This window comes from Rudaea sp. (assembly GCF_036383415.1).
Taxonomy (GTDB): domain Bacteria; phylum Pseudomonadota; class Gammaproteobacteria; order Xanthomonadales; family Rhodanobacteraceae; genus Rudaea.
In genome coordinates this window covers 1-18,341 of the sequence record NZ_DASVOK010000046.1, presented here as the reverse complement: position 1 = coordinate 18,341, position 18,341 = coordinate 1, and the positions used below count along the sequence as shown (strand labels likewise).

Here is an 18,341-nt window from a genome sequence, read left to right as displayed (position 1 = left end):
CAGGGACGAACGACGGATGCATGGGCATCCGCGAACATTGAAAAGGTGACGTATGCGCATTCTGTATTCTCTGCTCTGTGTACTCGCGTTGGCGACGGCGACTCCCGCATTCGCGGACACGCCCGCGCCGAACCAGGTCGTGCAGAGCCTCGTCGACGACCTCGGCAAGACGATGGACAAGCGCCGCGCCGAACTCGCCAAGGATCGCGAAGGCCTGATCAAGGTCATCGACCAGATCGTGCTGCCGCACTTCGACATCGATTACGCCTCGATCCTCGTGCTCGGCCAAAACGCGCGCACGGCGACGCCGGAACAGCGCGCGCGCTTCGCCAAGGCGATGTACAACTCGATCACGCACCGCTACGCCGAGGGCCTGCTCAAGTACACCGAAGGCCGCGTGCGCGTGCTGCCGCAGCAGGGCGAACTCAACGACAAGCGCACGCTCGTGCGCACCCAGGTCGTGCTCGACGACGGCAAGCTCGTGCCCGTCGACTACGCGTTCCGCAAGACTTCGCAGGGCGACTGGAAAGCCTACGACGTCATCATCGAAGGCATTTCCTACGTGACCAACTACCGCAACCAGGTCGCCGAGGAAATCCAGAAGTCGAGCCTCGATGCGTTGACCACGCGCCTCGAAAGCCAGGGCGCCAAGGCGCTGGAGTCGATGGATTCGGAAGGCATCAAGAAGTGAGGATCAGCTTCGACAATGCCGGTGCTGCATTGGGCAATCCGCCTGCGCAGAATCCGGTCGATTTGTCGGATCTGGCCGATGCGGACAGCGCAACGCTCGCCGTGCTGATCGCCTGGTCTGCACAGTCCCGCGAGCGCGGTGCCGCGCTGCGCTACCTCAATGCACCGCCGGCGCTGCGCAATCTCGCGCGGCTGTCGGACGTCGACGGGCTGCTCGGCCTCTGAAAAAGACCGCCATTCCCCAAAAGCGAGTATGGCGGTAACGGAGAGAGGTTTCCGAAAGTTGCTGACCGGCGCGTTGCCGTTCGGTTCATGGTCACCGTGGCGTCAATTCGAACGTGATCACCTGGAACGGTGCGACGGTCAGCGTCGCAGCGTGATCGGCATCGAATGTCGTCGACTCACCGCCGCCCCAGACGGGCTTTACGGCATAGTGTCGCGCGCTGCCCGGCGGCAGTTCGAGCTGGCGTTGCAGGTCGATCACCGCGAGTTGCGGTTTCGCATCGGGATTGCGCAGCGTGATGAACGCCTTCTGCGGTGTCCACGCGGCCCAGCCGTAGACGTCGAGCCGGCCCGGGTCGCCGCCGATCCAGTGCGTGTCGCGCAGCACTTCGGCATTCGCACGCGACCAGCGTGCCGCCTCTGCGAGCGTGTCCCAGTCGCCTTCGTTCAGCAATGACGGCGTGATGTACATCTCCTGCAGTTGGGTGCCGCTGGCGAAGTACGAGCGCACCTCGTTGGCGAAGTCGTGGCCGGGGTCGGCGTCGAGGCGCTTGTTCATCTGCGCATAGATAATGCCGTGGAGCATCAGTGAATTGAGCGGGAACAACGGCCCGCGCTGCACGACGTTGCGATAGGTCTGCGCATCGCGATAGGTGATCCAGCGTTCGCGATTGGTGCCGACACCGGCGAGATCATCGTCCTCGCCGTCGCGCCAGATCGAATCGGCGTAGCGCAGCCAGAACGGCGACGGATAGGTGCCGGTCGTGAGGTTGACGAACGTGTCCGGCTTCGCTGCGCGGATGTCGTCGATCAGGGCTATCGCCGCGGCGAAATCGCTGTCGAAGCGACTGCCAGGAAACACCTTGTCGGCGTTGCCGGTGCCGTCGAACTTGAACTGGTTGATGCCATTCTTCGTCAGCAGTTCCAGCACCGCGTCGTGGAAGCGCTGGTAGTACTTCGGTCCGGACAGGGCGAGGCCGTTGTCGATGATTTCGTAGCCGGCCTCCCTGCCGTTCTTCACGCGCTCCTGCTTCGGCTTGCTGTAGCCGCCCCATGGCGACAACCACACGCCGGGCGCGGCGGCGTACTTCGCGGCGGCGTCCTTCAGCGGCACGAAGCCCTGCGGGAAATCCTTCGTGCTGAAACGCCAGCTGCCGCTGCGATCGTCCCAGCCGTCGTCGAACAGGAACGAGTCGAGCTTGACGTGGCGCTTCACGCTCAACTGTTCGCCGAACGCCTTGATGCGATCGAGCGCCTGCTCCTGCGTGTACGGCGTGAAATAGCCGATGTCGTACCACGAGTTGTAGTGCAGGAACGGACGATACGGATGTGCGCGCTCGCGCTCGACATAGGTCGCGAAATCGCGGCGCAGCTGACCCTCGCGCGCGATGCCGACGACGGCAGAATATTCGATGGATTGGCCCTTTCGCAAAGGCAGGCTGCGCTTGATGAGCAGTCGCGCGTGCGCGCCACGAACTTCGCTTTCCGACAGCGGATTCTCAAAACCGAAGTAGTAGGGGCCGAAGACGACAGGTGAACCCTTCACGTCGCCGTAAACGGTCGCGCCGGCGACATCATCGGCTTTCAACAACTGTACCTGCGCGATGTCCTCGTCCTGCTTGAGCGCGGTGATCGTTACGAGTTCACGCAGATAGGCCGAGCGGTCGCGTTGCACGAGATGCCAATCAACGCGGAAGCGTCCGTCGCTATCGGTGAAGCTCGCGCTCGTTGTGAGACCAGGAAAATGGTCGACGAGACGAGATGCCTTCGTATCGGCTATCAGCACCTTCTTGCTTGGGTTGCCCACAAGCGTCATACCGGACGAGTCGATCGTCTTGCCATCCGCCAACACAAGCGCGAACGGTGCGGAAAATTTCAGTGAAGTCTCTTCCGAGGGATAGACGATGACCAAGTCGCTCAGGTGCCCCGCCGAAATTTGCCAAGTGGCGACGAGTGCATCGTTGCCAAGACTCGATCCGTCCTTGCCGAGATGGAGTCTAGCTTTGCCGGCATCGCCCGGCGTGATGTCTCTGCCAGAGGCGCTGTTCGTTGCCGCGATGGCAAGCGCAAGCGAAACGGCGACGGCGAACAATCCGTGTGTCGTGTGTTCGCAAAGACGGGGAAACGTAAAGGCCATGAAAATTCTCATCTCGTAGTTAAATGAAAATGCAGCCGGTGCGTCCCTCGCGCCGGCTGCATACTAGGCCTCTATTGCTGTGGCAGATTGCTCAGGTCCACATCGGGATGCGTGCCGTTTGCTTGGCGATAGAACCACTGATGCGAGGCGACCGAAGGCGTGAAGAATCCATCGTTGCGCAGGTAAAACTGATTGTCGACGGCGCCGCCGGCGAAGTCCGCGCGTTGGTTGTTGTAGCCGGTCGGATCGACGTCGTACCAGGCCGAGGTGATTTCGGTCCACACGCCGGTCGAGCTGATCGCCCACTCGTTGCCGAAATTCCCGCGGCGGCCGAGGTAGCCGGTGTCCGGATTGAAGCCTTCGAGGAAGGAATACACGCCTTTGTGATACGTCGATGTGCCGGGATATTTCCACGTGGCGAGGAAATTCCATTTGACGCCCGTCTGCAGCTTGTTGCCGCTTTGGCCGTTGTCCCCGCAGGCGTTGTCACCTTGCGGTGTGCCGAACCAGGCCGAGAACAAGGTGTTGCCCTGGCCGTCGGGCTGCGCACGCGTGACGAAGCGATAGGTGCTGCCCGCTTGCCAGTTGCAGATCATGTGGCTTTGGCCACCGGTGCCTTCACCGCCGAAATTGTCGACGAGGGTCTGGTTGCCCTTGGCGACGAGCGTGGTGCTGCCGTTCGACGGATCCCACACCGAGAACAGGATCCAGCGCTTGTTCGGTGCGTTCACCTGCATGCCGAAATAGCCGACGTTGAATCCGTTTGCCATGTAGTACGTGCCGACCGGATCCTGACCGACCGGCACGGTGACTTCGCTATAGAAATATTCGGTGGCGGTCGGAACGTTGAAACCCAGATGGACCGAGGGACCGCGCCGCGACCAGTAGAAGTTGTTCGGATCGTTGGCGAAGAGCAGACCGCCCGCGGTCGCCGAGCCGTCGAGTTGCAGCGCGGAGATGTCGCCGAAATAACCGCCGTCGTTGGAGACGCCTTGTAGGTCGATCTTCACGTAGCCTGGCTGATTGATCGTGAACGTACCCGCCGGAAACGCCGAGTTCGCCACGCCGGCCGGCGCGAGAGCGATCGTCTGCGATTGATCGCCGATCGATACCTTGACTGTACTCTGCGTCGATTCGAACAAACCTCCGATCAGCGACAGCTGAAGATCGCCGGGCTGTAGCACGTCGACGTAAGTGCTGATCGTGGTGGAAGACGAATCCCAGTTGTGCAGGCCGGTGTCATCGATGGATTCGTCTGATTTGTTCTTCGATTGCGTGATGTACGCATTGCCACCCAATGGGACAATCGTGGGCGCGGCTTGCGCCAACGATGCGCCGAGACAGGAAATCAGCAGCACACCGCCGATACGATAAACAAGATGTTTCATGAAACCTCCCAATTGGTCTGGAGTGAACGCACCGTCACGTCCCCATTCCGCAGCGGTGAGCGGAAAGAAAAAGCTCCGCCCTCATTGACGACGGGCGGAGAGTCCGTTGGAGTCGCAGATTGCTGTAGCGGAACACCAGCGTGGTTGTTCGCGGGGCCTGATAACCTGACCTGCCGTAAATTCTTGCCGCGAGCGAAGAGTGTTCGCCGCGGTAGTTCGTTTTGTCGTACGGCCAGGCCCGTCTTCACGGCGGCGGTTGCCCGCAGGCTTGCGTGTACTGATCCAGTACGCGGATCACACCCGCGCGCAGAAGGCTCGCGGCGGAATTCGCCAATCGCCCGGCGCGCACGTCTTCGTACTGCCGCGGCAGGTACTGGCTGAGCAGCGCCAGCGGCAGCGCACCCGTCGGCGAGGCCGCGTCGAGGTTGCGCAGCAGGGTGTCGCAGGCCTCGCGGAGGCGCGGATGCGCCCAGTAGTAGCGCACGCGATCGCTGAGGCTGTATTGCAGGTCGAGCGTCAGGCGCTCGGCATCGGTGTAGTACTTGTTCCAGTACTTCGGTTCGGCGTGCATGACATCGAGCACGACGCGGCGCAGGTCGGAACGCTTCGCGGCTTGCAGAATCTCGTCCTCGATGAAGGACAGCGCCCACAGCGCTTCGCGCAGCGCATAGGTCACACCGGGGCCGACCTTGAGGATTGCGAAGTGGCCGCGCACGAGCGCGGCGAGCGCCTCGTGCGTCTGGTAGTCGGTGGAGTGCGCCTCGTAGATCAGCCCGGGAAATGGCTCGATCGCGGCGCTGAGCGCACGCGCCTTTTCCGGTCGAAAATCGACGACATCGTGATGATCGAACTCGACGCCGGGCTGGACGACGAGACCGATCACGCGCTGCCACGCGTCGTCGAGGCCCCGCTCGGCAAATGCGCGGCGGTGCGCCTCGACCGTCGCTGCCATCGCTTCGGGGCGCGTGACCTGCAATTCGTCGAGCTCTTCCTTCGCGCCGCCGGGTACGGGCACTTCGGTGCCGACGATGTAGACCGGAGCTTCGCCGCCGCTGCGCCGCCAGGCGCGCTCGGCGACGGCGGCGAGACGCGCCGCGCGTGCGGCGACTTCGGTATCGGCCAGCACCGAGGGATCATCCGCGCACGCCATCGAGCAGTCGAGATGGATCTTGCGGAAGCCCGCAGTGACATATTCGTCGATCAGCACGTCGGACTTCGCCATCGCCGATGCGGCGGATTCGTCCTGCCAGGCGTTCGGGCCGAGATGATCGCCGCCGAGCAGCACCTGCTCGCGCGCTAGACCCACGCGGTCCGCCTTGTCCATGACGAAGGCGTGGAAGTCGGCCGGGCGCATGCCGGTGTAGCCGCCGAACTGGTTGACCTGGTTCGACGTCGCCTCGATCAGCACGGGACCTCCGCTGTCGCGCGCGTGGATCAACGCGGCGTCGAGCACGACCGGATGGGCCGAACAGATCGAAGGAATGCCGACGGCTTGTCCGGAACGATGGCGTGCCGCGAGGTCGAGTAGCGCTTTCATGTCAGTCGCATCGGTTCGGGGTTCGTTTAGCGCGCTTCGATCAGCGCGAGCGCTTCGTCGGCTGTGGCCTGGGCTGCGGTGCCGCCGATCCCGCGCGTGGACAGGGCGCCGCAGGCATTGCCCCAGCGCAGGCAGTCGAGCAGCGGCAGATCGCGCAGCCAGGCGTGGAGGAAGCTGGAATTGAACGAATCGCCCGCGCCGGTCGTGTCGACGGCTTGCGTCGCGTAGGCAGGGGCGACGAGAACCTTGCCTGCATCGAGCGTCATCGCGCCGCGGCTGCCGGCCTTGAGGACGACGCGTGTGCTGCCGTTGTCGAGTGCGCGCAGCGCTTCTTCGGGCGCATCGGTGGCGGTGATCGCGCAGGCTTCGCTCTTGTTCGGCAGGAACACATCGACGTGACGCAGCACGTCGATCAGCTCGCTGCCCCAGCGTTGCTCGGGATCGGAGCCTGGATCGAGCGAGGTAGTGAGTCCATGCGCGCGGGCGCGCGCGAACAGTTCGCCCAGTTGCGGGCGCAGCTTGGCTTGCAGGTAATACGAGGACACGTGCAGATGCTGCGCCTCGGCGAGCACGGCATCGCTCACATTGTCTGCAGTGAGTTCGGCGATTGCGCCGGGCCAGGTGAGCAGCGCACGATCAACATTCGAGGACATCGCCACGGTCACGCCCGTGCGCAAATCGTCGTCGGCAATGACCGCGGCGGTGTCGACGCCGCGCTCGCGCAGCGCATCGATGCAGAAGCGACCGAAGGCATCGTTGCCGCAGCGGCCGACGAAGCGCACCGGGTCGCCGAGCCGTGCGAGACCCATCGCCAGGATCATCGACGACGAACCGGGACACTGCACGTAGGTTTGCGCGAGCGTTTCGTGACCGAACTGGGGCAATGCGGGCACGCCTGTAAAGATCAGGTCGACGTTGATCTCGCCGGCGATGACGACGCGCTTCATCGCGCGTCGCCGGCCGGATGGATGGCGAATTCCTCGACCACGCGCGTCAGCACGCCGGCCGAGGGCGCATCGGGCTTCTGGCCCAGATGCAGGCAGCGGAAGAACGCGAGCAGTTGGCCGACGACGACATCGACTGCATGCCGCTGGGTGTCGCCCAGAGTGTTGAGGCCGGGCAGATCGATGGCGAGATCGCCCGACCCGACGAGGCCCGCGGGAATCGCTTCGCCGACGATCACGCGCGCGAGACCGAGCTGCTTGCGCTCGAGTTCGCGCAGCAGATCGTATTCGTAGTCGCGCACGTTCTCGTGCGCAGAGAGAAACGCGACGACGAGGCTCGGACGGTTCAATGCCGACATCGGGCCGTGACGCAGGCCGAGGAAGGTCTCGGCCATCGTCGCCACTGCACCGCCCGACATCTCGAGCATCTTTAGCGCGGATTCGCGCGCGGCACCGAGGCCCGGTCCGCTGGCGAGATAGACGGCGTTGGAAAAATTCTTGCGCGCGATCATCGCCAGCGCGTCGGCGTGACGGCTGAGAATGCTTTGCGCGATATCGGCGGCAAGCGCGGAGTTGGTCGCGTACGCGCGCGCGTCGCTTTGCGCGAGCGCGCCGCCGGCGAGCAGCATGTTGGTGAAGCTGCTGGTCATGACGAGGCTGCGATCGTTCGTGCGCGCATCGAGCAGCAGTACGCGCACGCGCGGCTCGTCGCGGTAGCGCGTCGCCAGGCGACCGTTCGCGTTGCAGGTGACGACGAGGTGAGTACAGGCCGGTGCGGAGGCGAGGATCGAATCGACCACGGCAGCACTTTCCGGGCTGTCGCCCGAACGCGCGATCGAAACGATCAGGCCGCGACCCGCCGCGAGCGTGCCACGCAGATGGGTCAGCAGATCGCCGGCCGGAATGGCGCGGCAGGGAATGCGCAGGGCGGCCTGCAGCACTGCGGCGAGACATTCGCCGGCGTGTACTGAGCTGCCCGATCCGGTCAGCACGATGTGTTCTGGGCGCGAGATCAGCGCCTGCGAAAGCACCGCGGCGGCGGCAGGCGCGGCGAGCAGGGCTGCGGTGTCGCGCCACGTCTGCGGCTGCTGCAGGATTTCGCGCACGGTGTCCGCGTATCCGGCCCGGCGCTGTTCCTCGGCGCCGGCGGCGAAGAGGCGGGCGAGTTCGGTCGAGAGCGGATGGGGCTTGTCGGTGGCGGTTGGCATTCGGGAAAGTAACGAAATGAAAGTATTTTGACGCGATAAACAGGATAAACGAAAATAAACGAAAGTTTCAAGCAACTTCCAAATTTGCCCACGAGTCGTCCGCATGAAGCTTCGATGGAGGTGGCCTGACCAAAGAAAATGCCTTGCCTTTACCTACCAATGCTACTGCGAATGCTATAGCTATTGCAGCAGCATAGCACTCGATGTCGATCAGAATTAAAACTTTCGTTTAAATTCATTTATTTTCTTTTTCTTTCAAATTTATTGACATTTGTTACGAATGTGCCATAAAGTCGTTCGCTACTTTTCGAATTTCCGCATATTGCGGGCGCCTGGGGGCGGGTTTGAACATGTGGGAACGAGGCATTGGCTACGGCTTGGTCGTCCTGATCGCGACGCTCGCGGTGTGGGCAGGTCCGGCTCACGCGGATTCGCTGGGCAATCTTCGCAGTTTTACGCCAGCGTCCGATGCCGATGCGATGTCGGCATGGGAACTGGCCACGGACAGTGGTGCCCGTATCCGCATCGACCTGCTGCGCGCCGACCTGTTGCGCCTGCAGGCAGGCCGCGACGGCAAACTGCTTCCGGTTGGCGACAAGGCCACGGCCATCGTGCTGCCGCAGGCCGCAACAAAAGCAACCGCCAGCGTCGAGGAATCCACGGACGAAGTGCGCATCCGCACCGACGCGCTGGTGCTGCACATCCAGCGTCGGCCGCTGCGCTTCGCGCTTGACCGCATCTATGCCGGCAAAGCCGTACCGCTGTGGCATGAGTTGCAGACACTCGATCTCGGCAAGGCGCAAAGCGTGCAGGTGCTGTCGAGCACCGCCGACGAACATTTCTATGGCGGCGGCCAACAGAACGGCCGCTTCGAGTTCAAGGGCCGCGAACTGGAAATCTCCTACTCCGGCGGCTGGGAAGAAGGCGACCGTCCGAGCCCTGCGCCGATGCTGCTCAGCTCGCGCGGTTGGGGCGTGTTGCGCAACACCTGGGCCGACGGCAACTACGACTTGCGCCAGTCCGACCAGGCCACACTGCTGCACAAGGAAGACCGTTTTGACGCGTATTACTTCGTCGGCAACGGCCTGCACGATCTGCTCGATCGCTACACCGCACTGACCGGCCGCGCGCACATGCTGCCGCGCTGGGGCTATTCCTATGGCGACGCCGACTGCTACAACGACGGCGACAACAAGAAGAAGCCCGGCACCGTGCCCGACGGCTGGAGCGACGGCCCGACCGGCACCACGCCCGACGTGATCGACAGCGTGGCGAAGAAGTACCGCGAGTTCGATATGCCCGGCGGCTGGATCCTGCCGAACGATGGCTACGGCTGCGGCTATACCGACCTGCCGAAAGTCGTGCAGGGCCTCGCGAAGTACGGTTTCAAGACAGGACTTTGGACCGAGAACGGCGTTGACAAGATCGCCTGGGAAGTCGGCACCGCCGGCACGCGCGTGCAGAAGCTCGACGTGGCCTGGACCGGCAAGGGCTACCAGTTCGCGATGGACGCGAACCACGCTGCGTACGATGGCATCTTCAACAACTCCGACTCGCGTCCGTTCCTGTGGACGGTGATGGGCTGGGCTGGCATCCAGCGCTACGCGGTGGCGTGGACCGGCGACCAGAGCGGCAGCTGGGACTACATCCGCTGGCACATTCCGACGCTGATCGGTTCGGGCCTCTCCGGCTACGCCTATGCGACCGGCGATGTCGACGGCATCTTCGGCGGCAGCGCCGAAACCTTCACCCGCGATCTGCAGTGGAAGAGCTTCACGCCGGTGCTGATGGGCATGTCCGGCTGGTCGGCGAACGAGCGCAAGCATCCGTGGGCGTTCGACGAGCCCTACCGCAGCATCAACCGCGATTATCTGAAATTGAAGATGCGCCTGATGCCGTACATGTATGGCCTCGCGCGCGAAGCGGAAAACACCGGTGCGCCGATCGTGCGCGGTCTGATGTGGGACTACCCGCAGGATCCGCAGGCGCAAACCGAAGCGCACAAGTATCAATTCCTGCTCGGTCGCGACCTGCTGGTCGCGCCCGTGTACCGCAGCCAGGCCGCGAGCCGCGGCTGGCGTCGCGACATCCACCTGCCGCCGGGTCACTGGATCGATTATTGGGATGGCCGCCAGCTGCAGGCCGGTACGCAAGGCGCGCAGATCGATCGCCAGGTGGAGCTGGCGACGCTGCCGCTGTTCGTGCGCGCGGGTGCGATCCTGCCGATGTATCCGGCGATGAACTACGACGGCGAGAAGCCGCTCGACGAAGTCACCTTCGATCTGTATCCGCAGGGCGAATCGCAGTACACGCTGTACGAAGACGATGGCAACACGCGCCGCTATGCCAAGGGCGAGGCCAGCGAACAGGTCGTCACGATGCAGGCGCCTGCGCAAGGCAGCGGTGAAGTGCGCGTGCGCATCGACGCGGTAAAAGGCCAGTACGCCGAACAACTGGCGCAACGCCGCTACGCGCTGCGCGTGCTTGCTCGTCAGCAGCCGAATGCGGTCGAGCTCGACGGCCGCGCGCTGCCGAAGCTGGCCGACCGCGCCGCGTTCGACGTGGTCGGCGAGGGCTGGTATTTCGATGCCAAGGATCGACGCGGCACGCTGCATGTGCGCACCGCGCCAGTCGATATCCGCAAGTCGCTCGCATTCCGCCTCGATATCCCGGCGGCGCAGGCCGTGCCCGACGATGCATTCCCTGCCGCGCCCGCGCTCGGCCGCGCCTTGCCATCCGACAGCCTGCTCGTGGTCAACCGTCCCGCGGAAGAGCCGGGCCATGCACTCGAGAACGCGTTCGACGACGATCCGGGCACGTGGTTCCGCAGCGTGCGCAACCAGGCCATACGTACCGGCGCGCACGAGTGGACGATCGGCTTCGGCGAACGCAGGTTGATCGATGGCATCGAACTCGCGCCGCGCAACGACAAGAACTGGAAATATGGCCAGGTGCGCGACTACGAGGTCTATCTCGCCGACAGCAATGGCGAGTGGGGCGAGCCGATCGCGAAAGGCCGGCTCAAGCTCGAGCAGGGCATGCAGAAGATCGAATTCGCGCCGCGCGCGGGCCGCCTGTTGCGCTTCCGCGTACTCAGCGTGCAGAACCCAGAAGGCGATAGTGCCAGCGACACCGACCCGATGGTCAGCGCTGCACAGGGCGGCGCGGCGCGCGCGTTCGACGCGCTGCGTCCGCGCGACGTCGGTCCGATCGCGCTGTCGACGTTCCATATCCTCGAGCATCGTGTCGACGAGCGCGCACCGCAGCAGCGCTATCTGTCCGAGTTGGCGCTGCCTGCAGCGTTGGCGAAAAACGTTGCGCGCGATCGCGCCAACGGCGGCAAAGCCGAGATGCGCATGAACGGCCTGCAGTTCCGCCGCGGCCTCGGCGTCGGCGCGACAAGCCGCGTCGACCTGAAGCTCGAAGGCAACTGGCAACTGCTGCGCGCCGACCTCGGCGTCGACGACAGCTGTCGCGATGCCGGCGGCCTGCAGTTCCAGGTCTGGGGCGACGGACGCCTGCTGTATGACAGCGGTCTCGTGAAAGCCCCGGGCGTGGTCAAACCCGAACTCGACATTCGCGGCCTGAAGCAACTCAGCCTGCGCACCTTGGGCGCGCAGGGTCCGCGCGCGGCACAGGTCTGCGGCAACTGGGCCAACGCCGTGTTGATCGGCCAGGAAGGCGACAGCGCCAGCATCGTTTCACCCTGATCCATTTTTCCATTGCACGACACCCCCGTAAACCATCCAACGCCACAGCGGCTTCCGCTGCCGAACGAGGAAACGAAGATGTCTTCAAGCCGTCATCACCGCATTGCCCTGACCCGCCTGTCCATCGCTCTGGCCGCCGCACTGGCCGCCGTTCCACTCGCTGCGCAGGAAGCGCCACAGGATGCCGACAAGAAGGACGACAAAGCCACCACGCAGCTGGAGCGCATCGAGGTCACCGGTTCCAACATCAAGCGCACCGACGTCGAGACCGCCTCGCCGCTGCAGATCATCACCAAGGCGAACATCGAAAGCATGGGTGCCACGACCTTGCTCCAGGTGCTCGACAACCTGCCCGCTGCAACTACGCCCGTGCAGCGCGACAGCGCTTCGCTGTTCACCGGCTCGGACGGCGCTTCGACGGCCAATCTGCGCGCTCTCGGCCCTCAGGCGACGCTGGTGTTGCTGAACGGCCGGCGGCTGTCGTACTACGGCGCGCCTATCGGATTCCAGACCCAGTTCGTCAATATCGACGCGATTCCCGCCGCAGCGATCGAGCGCGTGGAAGTGCTGACGGACGGCGCATCGGCCGTCTACGGTACCGATGCAGTGGCAGGCGTGATCAACGTCATCACGAAAAGCGAATACCGCGGGCTCGAAGCGAGCGTGAACACGAACTCGTCCTCGCACATCGGCAGCTACGGCGAACGCCAGGCCAGCATCACCGGCGGTATCGGCAGCCTCAGCGAAGATCGTTACAACGTCTACGCTTCGATCAACCTGTATCGGCGCGATCCGATCCCGCAGTACGACACGTACGACAAACTGACGCCGCAGTACTACGTCAACAACCCGAACTACATCACCAATTTCCGCCTCGACACCGGCAGCAAGCCCGGCGCATTCAATCCCGGCTACTTCTTCGCGTTCAATCCGACGACCGGTGCGAAAGTGCAGGAAGCGGCACCCGGTTGCAACAATGTGATCGTGCAAGGTGCCGGCCCGCGTTGCGTGTGGCAGTCCAACCTCAACAATCAGGTCGATGGCGGTCCGAGGTCGGATCGCGCTACGACCTATGTCCATGGCACGTACCAGATCAGCGATTCACTGCAGGCTTTCGGCGAGCTGGCCTACACCGCCATCGACCTGACGGCCAATACGGGCACCGTGCGCGCCTTCACCAGCACCAGCGGCACCCCCACGGCCTGGGGTTCGCGCAACACCGGCTCGACGATCAACACGTTCTTCGTCCCTTACCTCGGCCCGAACAACGAGTACAACCATGCCAGCGACGCGCTGAAGTCGCTCATGGGTGGAGTCGTCGGCCTGAGCTACCCGCTGCAGGACCTGGGCAGCGAATACTTCCGCCAGCACAACACCGACAAGACCTATCGCGCCAACGTCGGCCTGCGCGGCAACTTCGGCGACTGGAGCTGGGAAAGCGCGCTCACCACCGCCGGCGCGGCGTCGGTCACCTACCAGAACGTCAACTTCAACCTCAATGGCTTCGCGAAGGCATTCGGCCCGTTCACCGTCGACCCAGGCACCGGCCGCGTCATCATCTCAGATCACCCGGCCTACAAGTTCGGCGTCATCAGTGCGGAGAATACGGCGTTGCTGCGCGACGTTTTTCCTGTGTTCGATATCCGCTCCTGGACCCGTCTCACTACGCTGGACGGCAAGATCGAAGGTCCGGTGGCCACGCTGCCGGCGGGCGAGATGCGCGCGGCATTCGGCTACAGCGTGTCGCGCGAGACGTTCTTTACGCCCGGCAACACCAACGCGGCGAACGGACTGATCACGCAGCAGGGCGGCTCGTTCTTCGACGGCAAACGCACGACTGAAGCCGTGTACGGCGAAACCGTTGCGCCGATCACCGATAAGCTCGAGGTCGAGGGGGCGCTGCGCGTGGACAAGTATCCGAACTTCGATGCCAACGTCGCACCGAAGCTCGGCATCAAGTTCCAGGCGCTGCCGGAGCTGCTGTTGCGCGGCACCTATTCCGAAGGCTTCCGCGCGCCGAACCTGGCCGAATCGGGCACCGGCGGCGTCTTCGCCCAGCTCGGCGGCTATCGCGACGAGGTCCGCTGTGGCGAGACCAATGCGATCGCGAGCCTGCTCTTGAACTCCAAGCTTCCGGGCGACGTGGACCTGGGGCGTCAGTTGAAGAACGCCGATTGCAGCCGCACCGTGGCGCGCGTGATCCAGCCGAACTCGAACCTGCGGCCGGAAAAGGCCAAGATCAGCACGCTCGGTTTCGTGTTCGAGCCGACCAAGAAATTTTCCGTGTCGGCCGACTACTGGTTTATCTATCGCCACAACGAAATCGCCGCGCCGGATTTCACCCGAACGACCGATTTCTCTTTGACCCGATTCCCGATCAATGACACCGACCGCGCCAACTTGGCGGCACTGGCCGCCATGTGCGCCAACCCGGCCAGCGGCGTTACCTGCCCTGCCACGTTGCCGAGCTACAGCGTCGGCAATGTCGCCAGTGTCGTGGGTCAGTACCACAATCGCGGACGCACCTTGGTCGATGGCATTGATATCGACGCCCGCGGTCGCCTGCCGCTGGATCGCTGGGGCGAGCTGACTCTTGGCGTGGCCGCAACGTACATGCACCGCTTGGACACGGCAGCTCTCTACAACCCTTCAAGTCCGGGACTGGTCGCTAATGTCGCCGGCTACTACAACAATCCGCACTGGCGCGCCACCTTCAACGCCGATTGGAGCTACGGCGATTTCACTACCAGTTTCTTCGTCAACTACATTGGCAGGACCAAGTGGGCCTATGACCCCACCGACACCGACAACTCGGCAGCGGCTTGCACCTCAGGCTATGTGGCCGTGGCGCCTGGCCAGTGCAATGGCGCACCGTCGTGGTGGACGGCCAACCTCGGCTTGAACTGGAAGCCGTTCGAGAAAGCGGAAGTCGGCCTCATGTTCAAGAATCTGTTCAACCGCCATACGTTCTACGATCCGAATTGGGGTGACTATTACGGCGGTGGCCCCGACTACGCGAGCTATTACGGTCGCATCTACAGCCTCACGGTGAAGTACAAGTTCCTGTAAGCACTTCGCCGCCGTCAAGCCGATGAAGACGGCGCTTGATCGGCATTGAACCCAAGCCTGCCACTCCCGCATGCCGCGCGCGGGAATGGTGGGCGAGGGTGTTGTCGCACTATGCTTCGACGCGAAGACGGGGCCGCACGATGAAAGCCGCTATCAAAATCCAACCTGCCCTCGCGCCACCGACGCGGGCACGCTGTTTCTGCTGCACGCCGCCGCGGTCGCTCGTGCGCGGCAGCGCCGGCAAGAATCCGCTGCAGACCGCGCGCGATGCGGGCAAGGCGGATCTGCGCCTGACCGACTTCCAGCCGCGCAGCATGCTGCGCGTGCGCGAGACGCGCATCGAACGCCCACGCTTTCCGGTGATCGACGTGCACACGCATCTGTCGTGGATGAGCACGACGCTCAGCGGCGTTTCCGTCGGCGAGGGGATGACCTGGTTCGCGTCGCCCGAGGAATTGCTGCCGCTGATGGAGCGCAAGGGCATCCGCGCGATGGTCAACCTTACCGGCGGCATCGGCAAAGGCCTGGAAGCCGCGATCGAGCGCTTTGATCGTGCGGCGCCGGGCCGCTTCCTGACGATGACCGAGCCATCGTTCGAACACATCGCCGAGCCCGACTATCCGCAGCGCCAGGCCGATGCGCTCGCCCACGCCAAGCGTGCCGGCGCTTGTGGCCTCAAGCTGCTGAAGACGCTGGGACTTTATCTGCGCGAGCGCGTCGACGCGGGCGAAAGGCTCAAGATCGACGATCGCCGCTTCGATTCGATGTGGGCGGCGTGCGCGGATTTAAATTTGCCCGTGTTCATCCACAGCGCCGATCCGGCCGCGTTCTTCCTGCCGACCGACGCGCACAACGAACGCTACGAGGAGCTGGCCAATCATCCCGACTGGTCGTTCTACGGCGACGAGTTTCCGAGCTACGACGAGTTGATCGCCGCGCGTGACCGCGTCATTGCACGACATCCGCAGACAACGTTCGTCTTGATGCACGTCGGCTCGCAGGCCGAGGATCTCGCCGCGATTTCCGCCTGCCTCGATCGCCATGCGAACGTGCACGTCGACATCAGCGCGCGCGTCGGCGAACTCGGGCGCCAGCCGCGCGCGAGCCGGCAGTTCTTCGAGCGCTGGCAGGATCGCATCCTGTTCGGCACCGACGCGGTGCCGCCGCCGTGGGGCGACGAGGTGCCGCAGCAACTGCTCGGCGATGCGCTGTACGAAATCTACTATCGCTTTCTGGAGACGGAAGACGAGTATTTCGACTATGCTCCCGCCGAAGTTCCGCCGCAGGGGCGCTGGTCGATCTACGGCATCGGCCTGCCCGAGGCGATACTGCGCAAGATCTATCACGACAACGCCGCCCGCCTCCTCGGTTTGACTACATGACCCGTCCGCCGTCCTCGTCCCGCCTGCTCGTCGAAGAACGCCGTCGCCTCATCGTCGAACAGGTCGAACGCGAGGGTCGCGCCACGGTCGAGGAACTCGCCGCGCGCTTCGAGATTTCACCGGTGACGATCCGCGCCGACCTCGAGGCGCTCGCGCGCAATGCCGCGATCGTGCGCTCGCACGGTGGCGCACTGCCTGCGCCTGCGCACGCGATCGATACGCCGCTCAGCATCAAGGAGACGCGCCGTCATGCGCAGAAGCGGCGCATCGGTCAGGCCGCCGCGAAGCTGGTCGAGGACGGCGAAACGATCATCCTCGACTCGGGCTCGACCACGATCGAGATCGCACGCGCACTGCGCCAGCGCAAGTGGAGCGAGCTGACCGTGATCACGAACGGGCTGCACATCGCGCTCGAACTCGGCGCGATCCCCGCGATCCGCGTGATGATGCTCGGCGGCCTGCTGCGCGCGAGCTCGCAGTCGCTGGTCGGCTCCGGCGCGGAGCAGATGCTCGCGCAGCTTTCCGCCGACCGCCTGTTTCTCGGCGTCGACGGCATCGATCCCGAAGTCGGCGTGACCACGCCCGACCCGCAAGAAGCGACGCTCAACGCGCTGATGATTCGCGTTTCGCGCGAGGTCATCGGCGTGTTCGATTCGAGCAAGTTCGGCCAGCGCAGCCTGTCGGTGATCGCGCCGTTGTCGGGACTGCATAGGATCTTCAGCGATACCGGCGCACAGGCAGAACACGTGCGCGCACTGGAGGAAGCCGGCGTGCAGGTGAAATTGGTCTGAGCGCTGCGGTTTGCGCCGCGCGCGTTACGGCTGCTTCGATTTCTTCTCGTACTGCTGCTGCTCTTCGAGCAGCTTGTCGACATCGAGATTCTCGTCGCCCTGCAGCGCCTGGATCGCCTCCATCGGCGGATTGCCGTTGTAGATCTTGTACAGCCGGCGCTGGCGATACGCGTCGCGGTAGAACACGTACGGATCGTAGACGCCCTGCAGCAGGCCCTCTGCATCGATCGCGCTTGAACGCAACGTGACGAGGTACGCCACCTGCGGCAGATATTCGGCGTGCCATTTGAAATCGTGCGAAGCGCCGTACCACGCAACCGGATCGAGGAAGTACTGGTCGACCGCGATCGCGGGCAGGTCGCGCCCGGTGGTCGGGCCGAACAGCGGCAGTACCAGGTAGGGGCCTTCGGGCACACCCCACTTGGCCAGGGTCACGCCGAAGTCGGTCGTGTGCGCGTCGATGCCCATTTCGCTGGCCGGATCGAACAGGCCGAGGACGCCGACGGTCGTGTTGATGACCAGCCGGCTCGTTTGCGTGAAAGCGTATTTCGGCTGCCATTGCAGCACGTCGTTGACGATCGTGATCGGCGACTTGACGTTGGCGAAGAAGTTGCTGATCAGGCGGCGCGAGGTGTCGTTGGTGACCTTGCGGTAGCCGACCGCGACCGGCCGGATTGCGACCTGGTCGGCGAAGTCGTTGAACGCGTACATCTTGCGGTTGAATTTCTCGTACGGATCGTCCCGCCGCGGCATCGGCGTCGCGCAGCCAGCCAGCACGGCGGCACCAACGGCAAAGAGGGGGAGGGTGGTCGAGATTTTCGGCATCGATCGGCTGTCCTTGGGCTTTCCGCAACGCGGGCGCGCAGGGCGCATTTCCCTGTCTGACGCGCAAGCGTACGCAATTGCGACGCGCCTGCCCACTTTCAAGACGTGTGGAGTACAGCGCAAGTTCAGTTCCAGGCACGTCTTTCGGTCAGCGGGTTTGCGCCACGTACAGTGCAGCAGCTACAATGTGGAACGTATAAGTTTCCACCAGTCCGCGCGTGTTTCGTGCGACCGATCACAGGTCCACACGCAAACCCGCTGCCGCATCCGCGCCGGATCGGCGCATTCGAGACGATTCGAGTCCCGCGCGGTTCCTTTTGGATCGCGTGCGGCCCGGGCTTCGCAGTTTGGTTTTTCGAGGTGTTTTTATGGCACGCATTACCGTGGAAGATTGTCTGGAAGTGGTCGACAACCGCTTCGAACTCGTCCTCATGGCGA

General features: G+C 63.8%; 13 protein-coding genes. 7 read left to right on the top strand and 6 right to left on the bottom strand.

Translation table 11 applies throughout. The features are described from left to right. Positions 1 to 52 precede the first annotated feature (52 nt). Entirely contained in the window at positions 53 to 691 is a 639-nt protein-coding gene (locus VF497_RS01560) for an ABC transporter substrate-binding protein (RefSeq protein WP_330885580.1), read from the top strand. Further along, positions 688 to 915: an STAS domain-containing protein gene (locus tag VF497_RS01555; protein ID WP_330885578.1), complete on the top strand. Its 228-nt coding sequence runs from the start codon at positions 688 to 690 to the stop codon at positions 913 to 915. The genes VF497_RS01560 and VF497_RS01555 overlap by 4 nt, the downstream gene beginning before the upstream one ends. Before the next feature lie 91 nt (positions 916 to 1,006). On the opposite strand, the gene VF497_RS01550 is transcribed toward VF497_RS01555, so the two are convergent. From VF497_RS01550 to VF497_RS01530, 5 genes are all read right to left on the bottom strand, one after another. After that, entirely contained in the window at positions 1,007 to 3,049 is a 2,043-nt protein-coding gene (locus VF497_RS01550; protein ID WP_330885576.1) for an enterotoxin, read from the bottom strand. 71 nt (positions 3,050 to 3,120) lie between these two features. Then, on the bottom strand, positions 3,121 to 4,437 hold the full coding sequence (locus VF497_RS01545) for a DUF3472 domain-containing protein (RefSeq protein WP_330885574.1): 1,317 nt from the start codon (positions 4,435 to 4,437) through the stop codon (positions 3,121 to 3,123). A gap of 244 nt (positions 4,438 to 4,681) precedes the next feature. Beyond that, positions 4,682 to 5,974 carry a D-tagatose-bisphosphate aldolase, class II, non-catalytic subunit gene (locus VF497_RS01540; protein ID WP_330885572.1) on the bottom strand — a complete coding sequence of 431 codons (1,293 nt, stop codon included), beginning with the start codon at positions 5,972 to 5,974 and terminating at the stop codon, positions 4,682 to 4,684. Positions 5,975 to 6,000: 26 nt separating this feature from the next. Beyond that, entirely contained in the window at positions 6,001 to 6,921 is a 921-nt protein-coding gene (locus tag VF497_RS01535) for a carbohydrate kinase family protein (RefSeq protein ID WP_330885570.1), read from the bottom strand. Then, entirely contained in the window at positions 6,918 to 8,126 is a 1,209-nt protein-coding gene (locus VF497_RS01530; protein WP_330885568.1) for a tagatose-6-phosphate ketose isomerase, read from the bottom strand. The genes VF497_RS01535 and VF497_RS01530 overlap by 4 nt, the downstream gene beginning before the upstream one ends. 350 nt (positions 8,127 to 8,476) lie before the next feature. Here VF497_RS01530 and VF497_RS01525 point away from each other — a divergent pair, with 350 nt between their 5' ends. The 4 genes from VF497_RS01525 (at position 8,477) to agaR (ending at position 17,078) form a co-directional block, all read left to right on the top strand. Next, complete coding sequence (locus VF497_RS01525) at positions 8,477 to 11,836, top strand: TIM-barrel domain-containing protein (RefSeq protein ID WP_330885566.1); 3,360 nt, start codon at positions 8,477 to 8,479, stop codon at positions 11,834 to 11,836. A 78-nt stretch (positions 11,837 to 11,914) separates the two neighbouring features. After that, entirely contained in the window at positions 11,915 to 14,905 is a 2,991-nt protein-coding gene (locus tag VF497_RS01520) for a TonB-dependent receptor plug domain-containing protein (protein WP_330885564.1), read from the top strand. Between the two features lie 140 nt (positions 14,906 to 15,045). Further along, a complete protein-coding gene (locus tag VF497_RS01515; protein WP_330885561.1) occupies positions 15,046 to 16,287 on the top strand; it encodes an amidohydrolase family protein in 1,242 nt (413 codons plus the stop codon). Then, a complete protein-coding gene (agaR, locus tag VF497_RS01510; protein ID WP_330885559.1) occupies positions 16,284 to 17,078 on the top strand; it encodes a transcriptional repressor AgaR in 795 nt (264 codons plus the stop codon). Before VF497_RS01515 ends, agaR begins: the two co-directional genes overlap by 4 nt. 24 nt (positions 17,079 to 17,102) lie before the next feature. On the opposite strand, the gene VF497_RS01505 is transcribed toward agaR, so the two are convergent. Beyond that, positions 17,103 to 17,855 carry a VacJ family lipoprotein gene (locus tag VF497_RS01505; protein ID WP_330885557.1) on the bottom strand — a complete coding sequence of 251 codons (753 nt, stop codon included), beginning with the start codon at positions 17,853 to 17,855 and terminating at the stop codon, positions 17,103 to 17,105. Positions 17,856 to 18,121: 266 nt separating this feature from the next. On the opposite strand from VF497_RS01505, the gene rpoZ reads away from it, so the two are divergent. Then, a partial coding sequence (rpoZ, locus tag VF497_RS01500; RefSeq protein WP_330885555.1) for a DNA-directed RNA polymerase subunit omega occupies positions 18,122 to 18,341 on the top strand: 220 nt, incomplete at its 3' end.